14 protein-coding genes are annotated in these 14,219 nt (G+C 66.8%); 5 read left to right on the top strand and 9 right to left on the bottom strand.

All coding sequences use genetic code 11. The features are described from left to right. Positions 1–44 precede the first annotated feature (44 nt). The 3 genes from RT582_RS09405 (at position 45) to RT582_RS09395 (ending at position 4,521) form a co-directional block, all read left to right on the top strand. Positions 45–965, top strand: a complete 921-nt coding sequence (locus RT582_RS09405; protein ID WP_014822082.1) for a hydrogen peroxide-inducible genes activator — start codon at positions 45–47, stop codon at positions 963–965. A 4-nt stretch (positions 966–969) separates the two neighbouring features. Continuing rightward, complete coding sequence (gene recG, locus RT582_RS09400) at positions 970–3,042, top strand: ATP-dependent DNA helicase RecG (protein ID WP_125878229.1); 2,073 nt, start codon at positions 970–972, stop codon at positions 3,040–3,042. Between the two features lie 75 nt (positions 3,043–3,117). Further along, positions 3,118–4,521, top strand: coding sequence for an aminoacyl-tRNA deacylase and HDOD domain-containing protein (locus tag RT582_RS09395; RefSeq protein ID WP_041015428.1), 1,404 nt, complete (start codon positions 3,118–3,120; stop codon positions 4,519–4,521). Positions 4,522–4,578: 57 nt separating this feature from the next. Here RT582_RS09395 and RT582_RS09390 read toward each other — a convergent pair whose 3' ends face one another. The 9 genes from RT582_RS09390 to gspE all read right to left on the bottom strand — a co-directional run bounded on the left by RT582_RS09390 (position 4,579) and on the right by gspE (position 12,241). Continuing rightward, complete coding sequence (locus RT582_RS09390; RefSeq protein WP_046618123.1) at positions 4,579–5,094, bottom strand: type II secretion system protein M; 516 nt, start codon at positions 5,092–5,094, stop codon at positions 4,579–4,581. Then, on the bottom strand, positions 5,094–6,227 hold the full coding sequence (gspL, locus tag RT582_RS09385) for a type II secretion system protein GspL (RefSeq protein ID WP_313477226.1): 1,134 nt from the start codon (positions 6,225–6,227) through the stop codon (positions 5,094–5,096). The genes RT582_RS09390 and gspL overlap by 1 nt, the downstream gene beginning before the upstream one ends. Before the next feature lie 3 nt (positions 6,228–6,230). Beyond that, positions 6,231–7,220 (bottom strand): type II secretion system minor pseudopilin GspK, encoded by a 990-nt coding sequence (gene gspK / locus RT582_RS09380; protein ID WP_313474432.1) that lies wholly within the window; start codon positions 7,218–7,220, stop codon positions 6,231–6,233. Next, positions 7,217–7,930 carry a type II secretion system minor pseudopilin GspJ gene (gene gspJ / locus RT582_RS09375; protein ID WP_313477225.1) on the bottom strand — a complete coding sequence of 238 codons (714 nt, stop codon included), beginning with the start codon at positions 7,928–7,930 and terminating at the stop codon, positions 7,217–7,219. Before gspJ ends, gspK begins: the two co-directional genes overlap by 4 nt. Then, entirely contained in the window at positions 7,927–8,346 is a 420-nt protein-coding gene (gene gspI, locus RT582_RS09370; RefSeq protein ID WP_102833377.1) for a type II secretion system minor pseudopilin GspI, read from the bottom strand. Before gspI ends, gspJ begins: the two co-directional genes overlap by 4 nt. Beyond that, positions 8,343–8,912, bottom strand: a complete 570-nt coding sequence (gene gspH, locus RT582_RS09365; protein ID WP_313477224.1) for a type II secretion system minor pseudopilin GspH — start codon at positions 8,910–8,912, stop codon at positions 8,343–8,345. The genes gspI and gspH overlap by 4 nt, the downstream gene beginning before the upstream one ends. Before the next feature lie 3 nt (positions 8,913–8,915). Then, entirely contained in the window at positions 8,916–9,350 is a 435-nt protein-coding gene (gspG, locus tag RT582_RS09360) for a type II secretion system major pseudopilin GspG (RefSeq protein WP_101276930.1), read from the bottom strand. 5 nt (positions 9,351–9,355) lie between these two features. Further along, positions 9,356–10,570, bottom strand: a complete 1,215-nt coding sequence (gene xcpS / locus RT582_RS09355; RefSeq protein WP_313477223.1) for a GspF family T2SS innner membrane protein variant XcpS — start codon at positions 10,568–10,570, stop codon at positions 9,356–9,358. 156 nt (positions 10,571–10,726) lie between these two features. Then, the gene (gene gspE / locus RT582_RS09350) at positions 10,727–12,241 is read right to left on the bottom strand and encodes a type II secretion system ATPase GspE (RefSeq protein ID WP_313477222.1); all 1,515 of its coding nucleotides are present in this window, start codon (positions 12,239–12,241) and stop codon (positions 10,727–10,729) included. Positions 12,242–12,763: 522 nt separating this feature from the next. Here gspE and RT582_RS09345 point away from each other — a divergent pair. Both RT582_RS09345 and RT582_RS09340 read left to right on the top strand, forming a co-directional pair. Then, positions 12,764–13,885, top strand: coding sequence for a Re/Si-specific NAD(P)(+) transhydrogenase subunit alpha (locus RT582_RS09345; RefSeq protein WP_313477221.1), 1,122 nt, complete (start codon positions 12,764–12,766; stop codon positions 13,883–13,885). Positions 13,886–13,898: 13 nt separating this feature from the next. Next, the gene (locus RT582_RS09340; protein ID WP_003284152.1) at positions 13,899–14,216 is read left to right on the top strand and encodes an NAD(P) transhydrogenase subunit alpha; all 318 of its coding nucleotides are present in this window, start codon (positions 13,899–13,901) and stop codon (positions 14,214–14,216) included. The last annotated feature ends 3 nt before the right edge of the window (positions 14,217–14,219 follow it).

The raw sequence follows: 14,219 nt of genomic DNA, 5'->3' as shown, positions 1-14,219 counted from the left end.
TGCGCAAAAGGCTATGCTTGCCGGCACATTGATGGATGCTGACTATGACTCTGACCGAATTGCGCTACATCGTGACCCTTGCCCAGGAACAGCACTTCGGCCGCGCCGCTGAACGCTGCCACGTCAGTCAGCCGACCCTTTCGGTCGGTGTGAAGAAGCTCGAGGACGAGCTCGGTGTGCTGATCTTCGAGCGGACCAAGAGCGCAGTGCGCCTCACGCCGGTCGGCGAAGGCATCGTCACCCAGGCGCAGAAGGTGCTGGAGCAGGCACAGAGCATTCGCGAGCTGGCCCAGGTCGGCAAGAATCAGCTGGCCGCACCGCTGAAGGTCGGCGCCATCTACACCGTCGGCCCTTACATGTTCCCGCACCTGATTCCGCAGCTGCATCGTGTGGCGCCGGACATGCCGCTGTACATCGAAGAGAACTTCACCCACATCCTGCGCGACAAGCTGCGCACCGGCGAGCTGGACGCGATCATCGTTGCGCTGCCGTTCCAGGAAGCCGACGTGCTGACCAAGCCGCTCTACGACGAGCCGTTCTACGTACTGATGCCGGCCGACCATCCGTGGACGGCAAAGGAAACCATCGACGCCGAGATGCTCAACGACAAGAGCCTGCTGCTGCTCGGTGAAGGCCACTGCTTCCGCGATCAGGTGCTCGAAGCCTGTCCGACCACCCGCAAGGGCGAGGCGCCGAGCCACACCACGGTGGAATCCAGCTCGCTGGAAACCATCCGCCACATGGTCGCCTCGGGCCTGGGCGTGTCGATCCTGCCGCTGTCGGCGGTGGAGAGCCACCACTACTCCCCCGGTGTGCTGGAGACCCGCCCCCTGACGCCGCCAGTGCCGTTCCGCACCGTGGCGATTGCCTGGCGCGCCAGCTTTCCGCGGCCCAAGGCCATCGAGATCCTCGCTGACTCGATCCGCCTGTGTTCGGTAGGCAAGCCGCCATCGGCGAAAGCCTGAGGCCATGAGCGAACTGGCGACCGTTCCGGTCACCGCACTCAAGGGCGTCGGCGCCGCACTGGCCGAGAAGCTCGCCAGGGTCGGCCTGGAAACCCTGCAGGACGTGCTCTTCCACCTGCCGCTGCGTTACCAGGACCGCACCCGCGTGGTGCCCATCGGAGCCCTGCGCCCGGGGCAGGACGCGGTGATCGAAGGCGTGGTGTCCGGCGCCGATATCGTCATGGGTCGCCGCCGCAGCCTGCTGGTGCGCCTGCAGGACGGCAGTGGCACCCTGAGCCTGCGCTTCTACCATTTCAGCCAGGCGCAGAAGGAAGCCATGAAGCGCGGCACCCAGCTGCGCTGCTACGGCGAGGCGCGTCCCGGTGCCTCGGGGCTGGAGATCTATCACCCGGAATACCGCGCACTGACCGGCGAGCCGGCACCGGTGGAACAGACCCTGACGCCGATCTACCCGACCACCGAAGGCCTGACCCAGCAGCGCCTGCGCAACCTCAGCGAGCAGGCGCTGGCGCGGCTCGGCCCGCACAGCCTGCCGGACTGGCTGCCCGCCGAGCTGGCCCGTGATTATCGGCTCGGCCCGCTGGATCAGGCGTTGCGCTACCTGCACCGGCCACCCGCCGACGCCAATCTGGAAGAACTCGCCGAAGGCCGCCACTGGGCCCAGCACCGCCTGGCCTTCGAGGAACTGCTGACCCATCAGCTGTCGCTGCAGCGCCTGCGCGAGCGGGTTCGCGCCCAGCAGGCACCGGCGCTGCCAGCAGCGAAAAGCTTGCCACAGCGCTTTCTCGCCAACCTCGGCTTCGCTCCAACCGGCGCGCAGCAGCGCGTCGGTGCCGAGATCGCCTATGACCTGGCGCAGGACGAGCCCATGCTGCGCCTGGTGCAGGGTGATGTTGGCGCTGGCAAGACGGTGGTCGCCGCCCTCGCTGCCTTGCAGGCGCTGGAAGCCGGCTACCAGGTGGCGCTGATGGCGCCGACAGAAATCCTCGCCGAGCAGCATTTTCTCAACTTCAGCAAGTGGCTCGAACCGCTCGGCATCGAGGTCGCCTGGCTCGCCGGCAAGCTCAAGGGCAAGGCCCGCGCCGCATCGCTGGAACAGATCGCCGGTGGCTGCCCGATGGTGGTCGGCACCCACGCGCTGTTTCAGGACGAGGTGGTGTTCAAGCGCCTGGCGCTGGTGATCATCGACGAGCAGCACCGCTTCGGCGTGCAGCAGCGCCTGGCCCTGCGCCAGAAAGGCATCGACGGTCGACTCTGCCCGCACCAGCTGATCATGACCGCCACGCCAATCCCTCGCACCCTGGCGATGAGTGCCTACGCCGATCTCGATACCTCGATCCTCGACGAACTGCCGCCAGGGCGTACGCCGGTGAACACCCTGGTAATCGCAGATAGTCGGCGCCTGGAGGTGATCGAGCGGGTGCGCATCGCCTGCAACGAGGGGCGCCAGGCGTACTGGGTGTGCACCCTGATCGAGGAATCCGAAGAGCTGACCTGCCAAGCCGCGGAAACCACCTTCGAAGACCTCTCGGCGGCGCTGGTCGGGCTGCGCGTCGGGCTGATCCACGGGCGCATGAAACCGGCCGAGAAGGCCGCGGTGATGGAGCAGTTCAAGCGTGGCGAGCTGCAACTGCTGGTCGCCACCACCGTCATCGAAGTGGGCGTCGACGTGCCTAACGCCAGCCTGATGATCATCGAAAACCCGGAGCGCCTGGGCCTGGCCCAGCTGCACCAGCTGCGCGGGCGGGTCGGCCGTGGCAGTGCGGCAAGTCATTGCGTGCTGCTGTACCATCCGCCGCTGTCGCAGCTCGGCCGCGAGCGGCTGGCGATCATGCGCGAGACCTGTGACGGCTTCCTGATCGCCGAGAAAGACCTGGAACTGCGCGGCCCCGGCGAGATGCTCGGCACCCGCCAGACCGGCCTCTTGCAGTTCAAGGTCGCCGATCTGATGCGCGATGCCGAGCTGCTCCCGGCGGTGCGCGATGCCGCCCAGGAATTGCTGGCGCGCTGGCCGCAGCACGTCAGCCCGCTGCTCGAGCGTTGGCTGCGTCATGGCCAGGAATACGGCCAGGTATGACAACCATCCGTCGCCACATCATCCGTGGCTGACGGCTTCGCTATACTCCGGCAGGTCACTACAACGGGTCCGCTCATGAATTCTGCTGTCGACACCGAAAGCTGCTCCGAACTGCCCCTCCTGATCACCAAGCTGTTGAAAGACCTCGGTGTGAGCTACCAGATCCAGCGCGATCGCCCCAACATTCCCGCTGCGCAGCGGGTGCAGGCGGTGCTGCTGGACGACAGCATCGGCGCGATGCTGGTGCTCTTCCCGCAGGATCATCTGCTCGACCTTGCACGCCTGGCCGAACTCACCGGCCGCGAGCTGGCCGCGGTCAAGCCGGAGCGGCTGGCGCGCATGCTCGCCAAGCACGAGTTGAGCCGCCTGCCCGGCCTGCCGCCACTGACCAGCTCGCCCTGCCTGTACGAAGAGTGCCTGATGCAGCAGCCACGGCTACTGGTTGAATCCGGCCAGCCTGGCCTGCTGGTGGAGGTCAGCAGTGGCGACTTCAAGCGTCTGCTGAGCAAGGCCACGGCCGGTAGCTTCGCCGTACCGCTGAGCAGCATCCGGCCGAACCTGGACCGCCCGGACGACGACCGCGCCGAGATCAGTCAGGCGGTGCAGAGTTTCACCGCGCGACGCATCCAGAAGCGTCTGGAAGAAACCATCGAGATTCCGCCGCTGCCGCATACGGCGCAGAAAATCATCAAGCTGCGGGTCAACCCCGACGCCACGGTCGACGACATCACCGGCGTGGTGGAAACCGACCCGGCATTGGCGGCGCAGGTGATCAGCTGGGCGGCCTCACCCTACTACGCCGCTCCCGGGCGCATCCGCTCGGTGGAAGACGCCATCGTCCGCGTGCTCGGCTTCGACCTGGTGATCAACCTGGCCCTTGGTCTAGCGCTGGGCAAGACCATCAGCCTGCCGGACGACAAGCCACAGGACGCCACGCCCTACTGGCAACAGGCGATCTACACAGCCGCGGTCATCGAGGGGCTGACCCGTGCGATCCCCCGCGAACAGCGCCCGGAACCCGGCCTGAGCTACCTCGCCGGACTGCTGCACAACTTCGGCTATCTGGTACTGGCGCACGTCTTTCCACCGCATTTTTCGCTGATCTGCCGGCACCTGGAAGCCAACCCGCACCTGTCGCACAGTCACGTCGAGCAGCATCTGCTGGGTATCACCCGCGAGCAGATCGGTGCCTGGCTGATGCGTCTGTGGGGCATGCCCGAGGAATTGGCGGCCGCCTTGCGTTTCCAGAACGACCCCGGCTATGACGGCGAAGATGCGGCCTATCCGAACCTGGTCTGCCTGGCGGTACGCATGCTGCGCAACCGCGGCATCGGCAGCGGGCCGGATGCCGAGGTGCCGCAGCAGCTGTTCGATCGCCTGGGTATCACCCGCGAGAAGGCCAACGACGCGATTGCCAAGGTACTCGCCGCTGAAGCCGCCTTGCGCGCCCTGGCGATGCAGTTCAACTCACCACACTGACAGCTCGCGCCGCCGGGTCTGTGCCTCGCGCAGGCCCGGCGATGGATCAGGGCGCCATCAACTCCCCGCGCGAAAGCTCACCCGCGCATTCACCAGCCCTTCACCGGCGCGCTCCAGGCTGACGTCAGCAATGCTCACGCCCTGCCCCTGCAGGGTGTCGAACCAGCGCAACAGCAATGCGTACGATGCCCCCGGCAGGCTCACCTGCACGCTGCCGTCGCTGCCATTGTCGAAGCTCTCGATTCGCAGGTTGCCCTGCTGCGCGCTTTCGGTGATCACCCCCTGCAGCTGCTCCGGCGCCAGCTCGACCTGGTTGCTGCGCTCCATCTGGCGCGCCAGATCGGTGTTCTGCTCCATGTAGGCATGCAGTTCGCGCTGCGCCTGGTAATACTCGCGAGCGTCGGCGGCCTGGCGTTGCGCCGGCAGCCACAGCCAGAGATAGAACAGCACGGCGAGCAGAAAGGCGCCGAGCAGGCTCAGCGAGGTGCGCTCACGGGGCGCCAGGCGCTGCCAGCGCTGCCACAGCGGCGAATCGGCGAGGCGCACGGCCAGTTGTTGCTTGAGATTCATCATCAGCCTCCGATCACCACGCGCGCGCTGACGCCATCGCCTTCTCGACTGGCCGAGCCCAGCTGCACGCTCTGACCGGTGTCACCCAGGCGTTGGCGCAATGTTTCCAGCGTGGGAAAGTCCATGGCCTGCACCTGCAGCGCCAGATCGCCGCGATCCTGGTTGTAGTCGAGCTGGCCGATGGTCACCGGAATGCCGTCCTCCAGTGCCGCGGCGGCGTGGTCGAGCAGGCGCAGAAAGCCCGTCTGGCCACCGCTGCCGCGGACCAGATGATCATCGAACTGCGCGCGCATGTTGACGATGCGGATGTCTTCGGGAAACAGCTCGCGATACAGCGCCAGACTGGCCTCGGCGTAGGCATCGCCCTGGCGCTGGAAATACCAGGCCTGACTCAGGTTGAAGCCCAGCTGCACCAGCAGGATCAGGCCGGCCACGGCGAATAGCGGTTTCCAGTAACCGAGGCCGGTATTGCCAACCTCCACGGCGAAGTCACCCTGGGCAAGGTTGATCGCTGCCGCGCGCTGCGAACCGAGAAGCGCATAGGGATCGTCCACCTGCCGGTAGTCGTCGAGCGCCAGCGGCGGCTCGCTTTCGCTGCCCTGCGCATGCCAGGGCGCCGGGCAGAGGCCGGACAGCTGCGGCCAATCCTCGGTGGCGAATGCCAAGCGCGTTTCGCCGACGCCGCCGAGCAGGCCACGCTCACCGATGAACAACAGCTGCGTGCCGTCCCGCGGCAGCAGATCGGCGTCGACATGAATCGCCACGATCAGCAGGCCCAGCTCGCGCAACTGGCCAAGCCAGTCATCCAGAAGCTGGCGGCGGATCGCTACGACCCGCAGGCGGCCGTCCGGCAGTGCTTCGCCGAGGGCCAGATGCAGATCGTCGACGTTTTCCGCCAGCAGTTCCTCGGCGGCGTAGGCCAGCGCCTGCTGCATCCAGCGCGCCTTGCGCGTCGGCAGGGTGACGGCGAAAAAGCTGCAGACTTCCGCCGGCAGGATCAGGCTGATCGCGCCATTGCCTGCGGCGCATTCGCCCAGTGGCTGCCAGCGGCCGGGTTCGTCCTTTGGCAGCCAGTAGACGCGGGTCTCGGCATCGAGCCGGGCCGGGCAGTCGGCGGGCAGAAACAGGCAATCCATGGTCTAACGTTCTCCGTCGGATGGGAGGGTCTGCCGGGCCGGCTGACCGAGATTTCGCGCGAGCACGCGGACGCTGCCGTCCTGCTCACGTTGCAACAGGCTGACCAGCGCCAGCCGGCGGTCGCCCAGGCGCACTTCACTGGTGGCCTGGAAGAATTGACTGCCAACCGCCAGCGCAGTGCCCTGCAGCGTAGTCCCGGCCAGCGCCGGCTGCGCGAGGAACGCCGCGCTGTTGCGAAACGGCGCGGCGCGGCGCAGCTCGACCAGCGACTCGGCCGCGCCAAGGCTGATGTTGTCGCTCAGGCTGGAAAGCACCATCGCGCTCGCCGTGTTGACGTTCAGCGGCACGTTGGGCGGCAACACTACGACATAGGGCGCCAGGCGCTGAAAATCCTCTTCGCGCATGTCCAGCAGCAGGCGCAGCTCGGACAGGTCGTGGAGCCGGCGACCGGCGCTGCGATAGGGCGTATCGAGGCCGAGATAGGCGTTGTCTTCGGCACCCAGCTCGCCGCTCGGCTGCTGGTCGGGATCGATCCAGTCGAGCAGGCGCTCGGCATAGGGCGCGCTGATCTGCAGGCGCAGCAGCAGCCGGCGGAACTGCTCAACCGCGGCGGGGTTGGGCTGCTGGTCGCGCAGCAGGTCGTTGAGGTTGAAGCGTCCGGCGAGATCCTCGATACGCACGAGGATCTCGCCCTGATCGATCTCGAATGCCGGCAGCGGCTGCGCCCAGGGCTCGAGCAGATGATCGACGGCCGCGGCCTCACCATTGGCGCCTGTCTCGCCCGTCGCGCCAGCCCGCAGATCGCGAGCGAGCATGGCCTGGGCCAGCGCTTCGCCGCCCAGCGCGTAGTGCCAGGCCTGGCGTGCCTGCAGCTGGTTGCTGCTGGCACGAATGCTGAGCTGCTGGCGCGCGACCATCGCCGCGCTGACCACGGTGACGATGGCCACCACCAGCAGCACGGTAATCAGGGCAACGCCGCGCTGGCACCTCATTGCGGCAGCTCCCCTTCGAACGGCTCGGGCACGCCTTCGGCGCCGGGCAATGCCTGCTGCGTCGTCTGCTCGACGGCGTCGGGCAGGCGCAGCAGACGGGTGATACGGCCGTAGCGGGCGTGCTCGATATTCAATTCCAGGGCGATCGGTAGGCGCTCGGCGGCATTCTCCGGGCTGCCGCGGCCGAAATCGAACGGCGGCCACTCCTCGTGCCACACCGCCTCTTCGTCCAGGTAGCGCAACTGCAGGCCCTGCACGTCTTCCAGTACCCGCTGCACGCGCGGCTCGCTGTCGAGGTCACGGTCCAGCACCACCCAGTAGACGCGCTCGAGGTTGTCGCCAGCCAGGCGCCAGCGCACCCGCTGCAGATTGGCGCGACGCAGCCCGGTGGGATTGCGCCAGCCGGCACGGGTCAGCTCCAGCACCGGCGCGCCATCTTCGCCATCGAGCTGCCCGATGAAGGCATTGCGCTCGTCGCCGAACTCATCGCGGATCGGCCGCCCGATCACCTGCTGCAGGTCACGTTCGAAGGCCCACACCGCGCGGCCCAGCTCGCGCAGCTGCAGCTCCTGGGCACGCACCGCCTCATCGCTTTGCAGCACCGCTTCGAGCATGCGATAGGTGCCGAGGCCAAGCAGCGCGAACAGGGCGATGGCAATCAACAGCTCGAGCAGGGTGAACCCGGCGCTGGTGCGCGCATGAGCGTTCATTGGCGCGCGGCTCCCGGGCCGACACCGATGAATCCGGTGAGGCTGGTGACCGCGCGCTCGGGTACCGGATCGCTGCGGCCACGCGATGTCTGCAGCGCAACCCAGACGGTCACCCGCAGCAGGCCCGGATCGGCGCTGGCCTCGATTTCGCTGAGGGTCTGCCACTGGCGGCCGCCGTATTCCAGCGCCTGGGTTTCGCGGCCGATGGCAGGCGGGGTCTGCTGCAACTGCAGTTCGCTGATGCGGTTGTCGGCGATCCAGCCGGCCAGGGTCAGTTCCTCCAGCCGCCCGGCGTTGCTCAGGCTGCGCCCGGCCGCGGTGAGCACCACGGCCGACACGCTGGCGAAGATCGCCAGTGCCACCAGCACTTCCAGCAGGGTGAAACCGCGGCCGGCCCTGGCCGAGCGCCCGCTCATCGCCTGTCCTCGATGACTTTTGCCTCAGGCAGACGAAAGCCGTCGCTGGTGACCAGCCAGCCACCGCCGCGCGGCTTGCGTTCGGACAGGCGCAGGCTGAACGGCGACAGCTCGCCGCTGGACAGGATCAGCAACTGCGGCTCCAGCCGCGGCGCACGACGTTCGGTTCGCTCGCCTTCGCGCGGCAGCCCGGCGCGGTCGTCCTCGCGCTGGGTTGGGGCCACCAGTTCCAGCGGCGTGCCGTCCAGTTCCAGATCCAGGCGCATCCACTTCGGCACCTTGTGCACCTTGCGTCGCTCGACTTCCAGCCAGCGCGTGGCCGCCTCGTCGTAGCGCAGCACCCGGTAACCCTCGCTGTTGACCAGCAGGCCGTATTCGCGACTGTCGAGTACCGCCTCGTCGCTGAGCACGCCGATCAGCGCAGCCAGTCGTCGCGCCTCGTCACGCAGCTCGCGCGAGGTGCTCGAACCGCCGACGCTGAGCACCGCCACGCTGACCAGAATGCCCAACAGGACGATCACCACCAGCAGTTCGATCAGCGTGAAGGCGCGGGCGCGCTGCCGCATCGATTAGAGGTCCCAGTTACCGATGTCGGCGTTGAGGTCGCTGCCGCCGGGCTTGCCGTCGGCGCCGAAGGAGTAGAGGTCGAACTGGCCCTGGGTACCTGGCGAGAGGTACTGGTAGTCGTTGCCCCACGGGTCCTTGGGCAGGCGCTTGAGGTAACCGTCGCGGTTCCAGTTCTTCGGCTGCGGGTTGCCGGAAGGCTTATTCACCAGCGCCTCCAGCCCCTGCTGGGTGCTCGGGTAGGCGAAGTTGTCCAGCTTGTACATGTCCAGCGCGGCGGCGACGGCCTTGATGTCGCCCTTGGCCACGGTGACCTTGGCCTGATCCGGGCGGCTCATCACCTGCGGCACCACCAGCGCGGCGAGGATGCCGAGGATGACCACCACCACCATGATTTCGATGAGGGTGAAGCCCCCTTGCGTGCGTCGTTGCAACTTCATTGTCGTTACCCCACCAGTTGGTTGAGAGAGAGGATCGGCATCAGGATCGCCAGCACGATGACCAGCACCACAGCCCCCATGAACACCAGCATGAACGGTTCGAACAGGCCGACCAGCAGAGACACCTGAGCGGCGAGGTCGTTCTCCTGATTACGCGCGGTTCGCGCCAGCATCTGATCCAGTTCACCGGATTTCTCGCCGCTGGCGATCATGTGCAGCATCATCGGCGGGAATTCGCCGGTGGCATCCAGCGCGCGGGTCAGGCTGCTGCCTTCGCGCACCTTCTGCGCCGCCTCCACCACCCGCTCGCGGATGCGCAGATTGGCGATCACCGCGGCGGCGATGGACAGCGCTTCCACCAGCGGCACGCCGCTCTTGGTGAGGATCGCCAGGGTCGAGGCGAAGCGCGCGGTATTGGTCGCCCGGCTCAGCCGACCGATCAGCGGTATCCGCAGAATGAACGCATGCCAGCGCAGGCGCAGCGCCGGGTCGCGCAAGGCCGCACGCATGGCCATCAAGGCGGCGATAATTCCGAGCACGATCAGCCAGCCCCAGTTCTTCACCACGTCGCTGGTGGCGATCAGCCCGCGGGTCAGCGCCGGCAGTTCCTGACCGGTGTTGACGAATACCTTGACCACGTCCGGCACCACGTAGCCGAGCAGGAGCACGACGATGGCCAGCGAGGCGACCATCAGGATCACCGGATAGAGCAGCGCCAGCTGGATCTTCTGCCGCGACTGCTGACGCTGATCCGTGTAGTCGGCGAGCTGATCGAGCACCAGCCCGAGATGGCCGGCATGCTCCCCCGCCGCCACGGTGGCGCGATAGAGCTCGGGAAACGCCGACGGATATTCGCGCAAGGCCGCAGCCAGGCTGTGGCCTTCCATCACCCGCGCACGCACGGCCAGCAGCATCGATTTGATCTTCGCCGAGGTGGACTGCGCCGCTGCCGCGCGCAAGGCTTCCTCGATCGGCAGCGCAGCCTGCACCAGCGTCGCCAGCTGCCGGGTGACCAATGCCAGATCGCGCGCTGACAGGCCACGACCGAAGCTGAAACCGCCGCGGCTGACGTCTTCCTTGGACTTGGCCTGCTTCACCTCCAGCGGTGCCCACTGCTTCTCGCGCAGCAGCTGGCGCGCCTGACGCGGGCTGTCAGCTTCGATCAGGCCCTTCTGCTCACGGCCACGCGGGTCGAGGGCAAGGTATTCGAAGGCAGCCATCAGGCGGTCTCCAACAGGGGCGATTGGCGGTCAAGAGCGCTCCCACGCAGGCACCGCAAAGCCATGGGAGCCGCCTTGGCCGCGAATGGCGTCACCGTGCAGCGTCGGTCAGGCTGCAGATGCCTCTCCAGGCGAGCCGGAAACAACCCCATCCCCTCACTCCTCACGCGTCACCCGCAGCACTTCCTCGATGGTGGTCACGCCCTCGCGCACCTTGCGCAGGCCGTCGTCGCGGATGCTCGGCCCCAGTACCCGAGCGTGACGCAGCATGTCCTGCTCGCTGGCGCGGGTGTGCACCATGGTGCGCAGGGCGTCGTCGAACAGCACCAGCTCATAGATGCCGGTACGCCCGCGGTAACCGAGGGCCCGGCACTGCTCGCAGCCTTCGGCGTGATACAGCGTCGGCGCCTCGGCCAGGCTGGCCCCGAGCAGCTCGCACTCGGCGGCATCGGCGACGTAGGCGCGCTTGCAGTCATTGCACAACACCCGCACGAGGCGCTGGGCCAGTACGCCGAGCAGCGAGGAGGAGATCAGGAACGGCTCGACGCCCATGTCCACCAGCCGTGTGACGGCGCCGATGGCGCTGTTGGTGTGCAGCGTGGAAAGCACCAGGTGGCCGGTGAGCGAGGCCTGCACCGCCATGTCGGCGGTTTCCTGGTCGCGGATCTCACCGACCATCACAACGTCCGGGTCCTGGCGCAGGATGGCGCGCAGGCCGCGGGCGAACGTCATGTCGACCTTGGTGTTGACCTGGGTCTGGCCGATGCCTTCGAGGTGGTATTCGATGGGGTCCTCGACGGTGAGGATGTTGCGCGTGCGGTCATTCAACGTGGTCAGCGCGGCGTAGAGCGTGGTGGTCTTGCCCGACCCGGTGGGGCCGGTGACCAGAATGATGCCGTGCGGTTTCTTCACCGCCCGCTCCAGGTGTTCGCGATCCTGCTCGTTCATGCCCAGATGGCGCAGGGTCAGGCGACCGGCCTGCTTGTCCAGGAGACGCAACACCACCCGCTCGCCATTGGCCGAGGGCAGCGTGGAGACACGGATGTCGACCTCGCGGCCGCCGACGCGCAGCGAGATGCGCCCGTCCTGCGGGATGCGCTTCTCGGCGATGTCCAGCTTGGCCATGACCTTGATCCGCGACACCAGCAGCGCCGCCAGCTCGCGCTTGGGCTGCACCACTTCACGGAGGATGCCATCGACGCGAAAGCGGATCACCAGGCGCTTCTCGAAGGTTTCGATATGGATATCCGAGGCGTTCTCGGCAATCGCCTCGCCGAGGATCGCGTTGATCAGGCGGATGATCGGCGCGTCGTCCTCCTGCTCCAGCAGGTCCTCGGTTTCCTGGATCTGATCAGCCAGGCTGGCCAGGTCGAGGTCGTTGCCCAGCCCCTCGACCATCAGCATCGCCGCCGAGGAGTCGTGCTGGTAGGCGGCACCGAGCGCCTGATCGAAATCCGCCTGGGCCAGCCACTGCATCGGCAGCCGCATGCCAACGACCCGCTGCGCCTCCTGCACTGCGGTCAGCGCGGCGCCCTCGCGCAGGCCGAGGTGCAGCTCGCCGCCACGCTCCAGCAGGATCACGCCGTGCCGACGCGCAAAGGCGAACGGCAGGCGGCGCTGGGCCGGCTGTTCGAGCAGCGTGGTGACTTCGTTTACATCGAGTTCGGGCATCGTCCAGCTCCACCAGCGATACGCAGCGACCCGACGTCACTGCGTTCGAAACACTCCAATCGGGTCCAACCAGCCTAGTTGGACTACAAGGATTGAATGACATTTCAACGTGCGCGCGTTTTTCATGCATACCCGACTTAACCCGACACCAAGGTCGGAGATGCTTGGCACCGCTGACGAATACCCTGTCAATGGCGCGTCATTCATGATGCGGCCGTGTCGTGTGCCTGGCGCGGACGAACTGGTCGTACGCAGAGCCAAACAGGACGCAATCTGCAGCGAAGCACGGAAAACAGGCAGTCATCCTGCGACCGGCGCGTCAAATACAATCGTTTGATTGAAACAGTTGTTTGATTTTTTCAAGGCTTGCAGAATGCCGCGCCGGGCGATCCGTTTTTGCGCATCGCCCGGCTGGCTTCACCTGTTCCATACCCCGTTCGCCAGAGCAGCGGGCGGGTGAAAAGCACGTCGGTGCGCGGTTCGCCGCAGCACCGGTCATGATCACGCAGGAGAACAACAACAATGCACATCGGTGTTCCTCTCGAAACCCACTCCGGGGAAACGCGCGTCGCCGCAACCCCGGAAACCGTCAAGAAACTGATCGGCCAAGGGCACCGGGTGACGCTGCAAAGCGGCGCCGGGTTGCTTTCCAGCGTGCCGGACAGCGCCTATGAGGCGGTCGGCGCAACCATCGGCGATGCCGCCGCGGCCTTTGCCGCCGAGCTGGTGCTGAAGGTCAATGCGCCGGACGATGCCGAACTGGCGCAGATGCAGTCCGGCAGCGTGCTGCTGGGCATGCTCAACCCGTTCGACAATGACTGCATCGCGCGCATGGCTGCCCGCGGCGTCGCCGCCTTCGCCCTCGAGGCGGCGCCGCGTACGTCCCGTGCACAGAGCCTGGACGTGCTCTCGTCGCAGGCCAACATCGCCGGCTACAAGGCGGTGCTGGTCGGTGCCCATCACTACCCGCGCTTCATGCCGATGCTGATGACCGCCGCCGGTACGGTGAAGGCCGCACGCGTGCTGATCCTCGGTGCCGGTGTCGCCGGGCTGCAGGCCATCGCCACAGCCAAGCGCCTGGGTGCAGTGGTCGAGGCTTCGGACGTGCGTCCGGCGGTGAAGGAGCAGATCGAATCGCTCGGCGCCAAGTTCGTCGACGTGCCGCTTGAGACCGACGAGGAGCGCGAATGCGCCGAAGGCGTCGGCGGCTATGCGCGGCCGATGCCGGCCTCATGGATGGCGCGTCAGGCACAGGCCGTGCACGACCGTGCGCTGCAGTCGGACATCGTCATCACCACCGCGCTGATCCCGGGCCGCAAGGCGCCGACGCTGCTGCAGGAAGCCACCGTCGAGCAGATGAAGCCCGGCTCGGTGATCGTCGACCTGGCAGCCGGCCACGGCGGCAACTGCCCGCTGACCGAGATCGACCAGGTGGTGGTGCGCCACGGTGTGACCATCGTCGGACACGCCAACCTGGCGACGCTGGTCGCGGCCGACGCCTCGGCGCTGTACGCCCGCAACCTGCTGGATTTTCTCAAGCTGGTCATCGACAAGGACGGCCAGTTCCAGCTCAACCTCGAAGACGACATCGTCGCCGCATGCCTGATGTGCCGCGACGGCCAGGTCGTGCGGACCAACGGTTAAGGGAGACGCGAACATGGATCTGATTTCGGACGGCATCTACAACCTGATCATCTTCGTGCTGGCGATCTACGTCGGCTACCACGTGGTCTGGAACGTCACCCCGGCCCTGCACACCCCGCTGATGGCAGTCACCAACGCGATTTCGGCGATCGTCATCGTCGGCGCCATGCTGGCCGCCGCGCTCACCGTCACCCCGCTGGGCAAGGCCATGGGCACCCTCGCCGTGGCGCTGGCCGCGGTCAACGTGTTCGGGGGCTTCCTGGTCACTCGTCGCATGCTGGAAATGTTCAAGAAGAAGGACCGCAGCGCGGCCAAGGCGGAGGGCAAGTAAGCC

It is taken from the genome of Stutzerimonas kunmingensis (genome assembly GCF_032106285.1).
Lineage (GTDB): Bacteria > Pseudomonadota > Gammaproteobacteria > Pseudomonadales > Pseudomonadaceae > Stutzerimonas > Stutzerimonas kunmingensis_B.
Note: the sequence above shows the minus strand (reverse complement) of the source record. Positions and strands in the feature narration are given on the sequence as shown.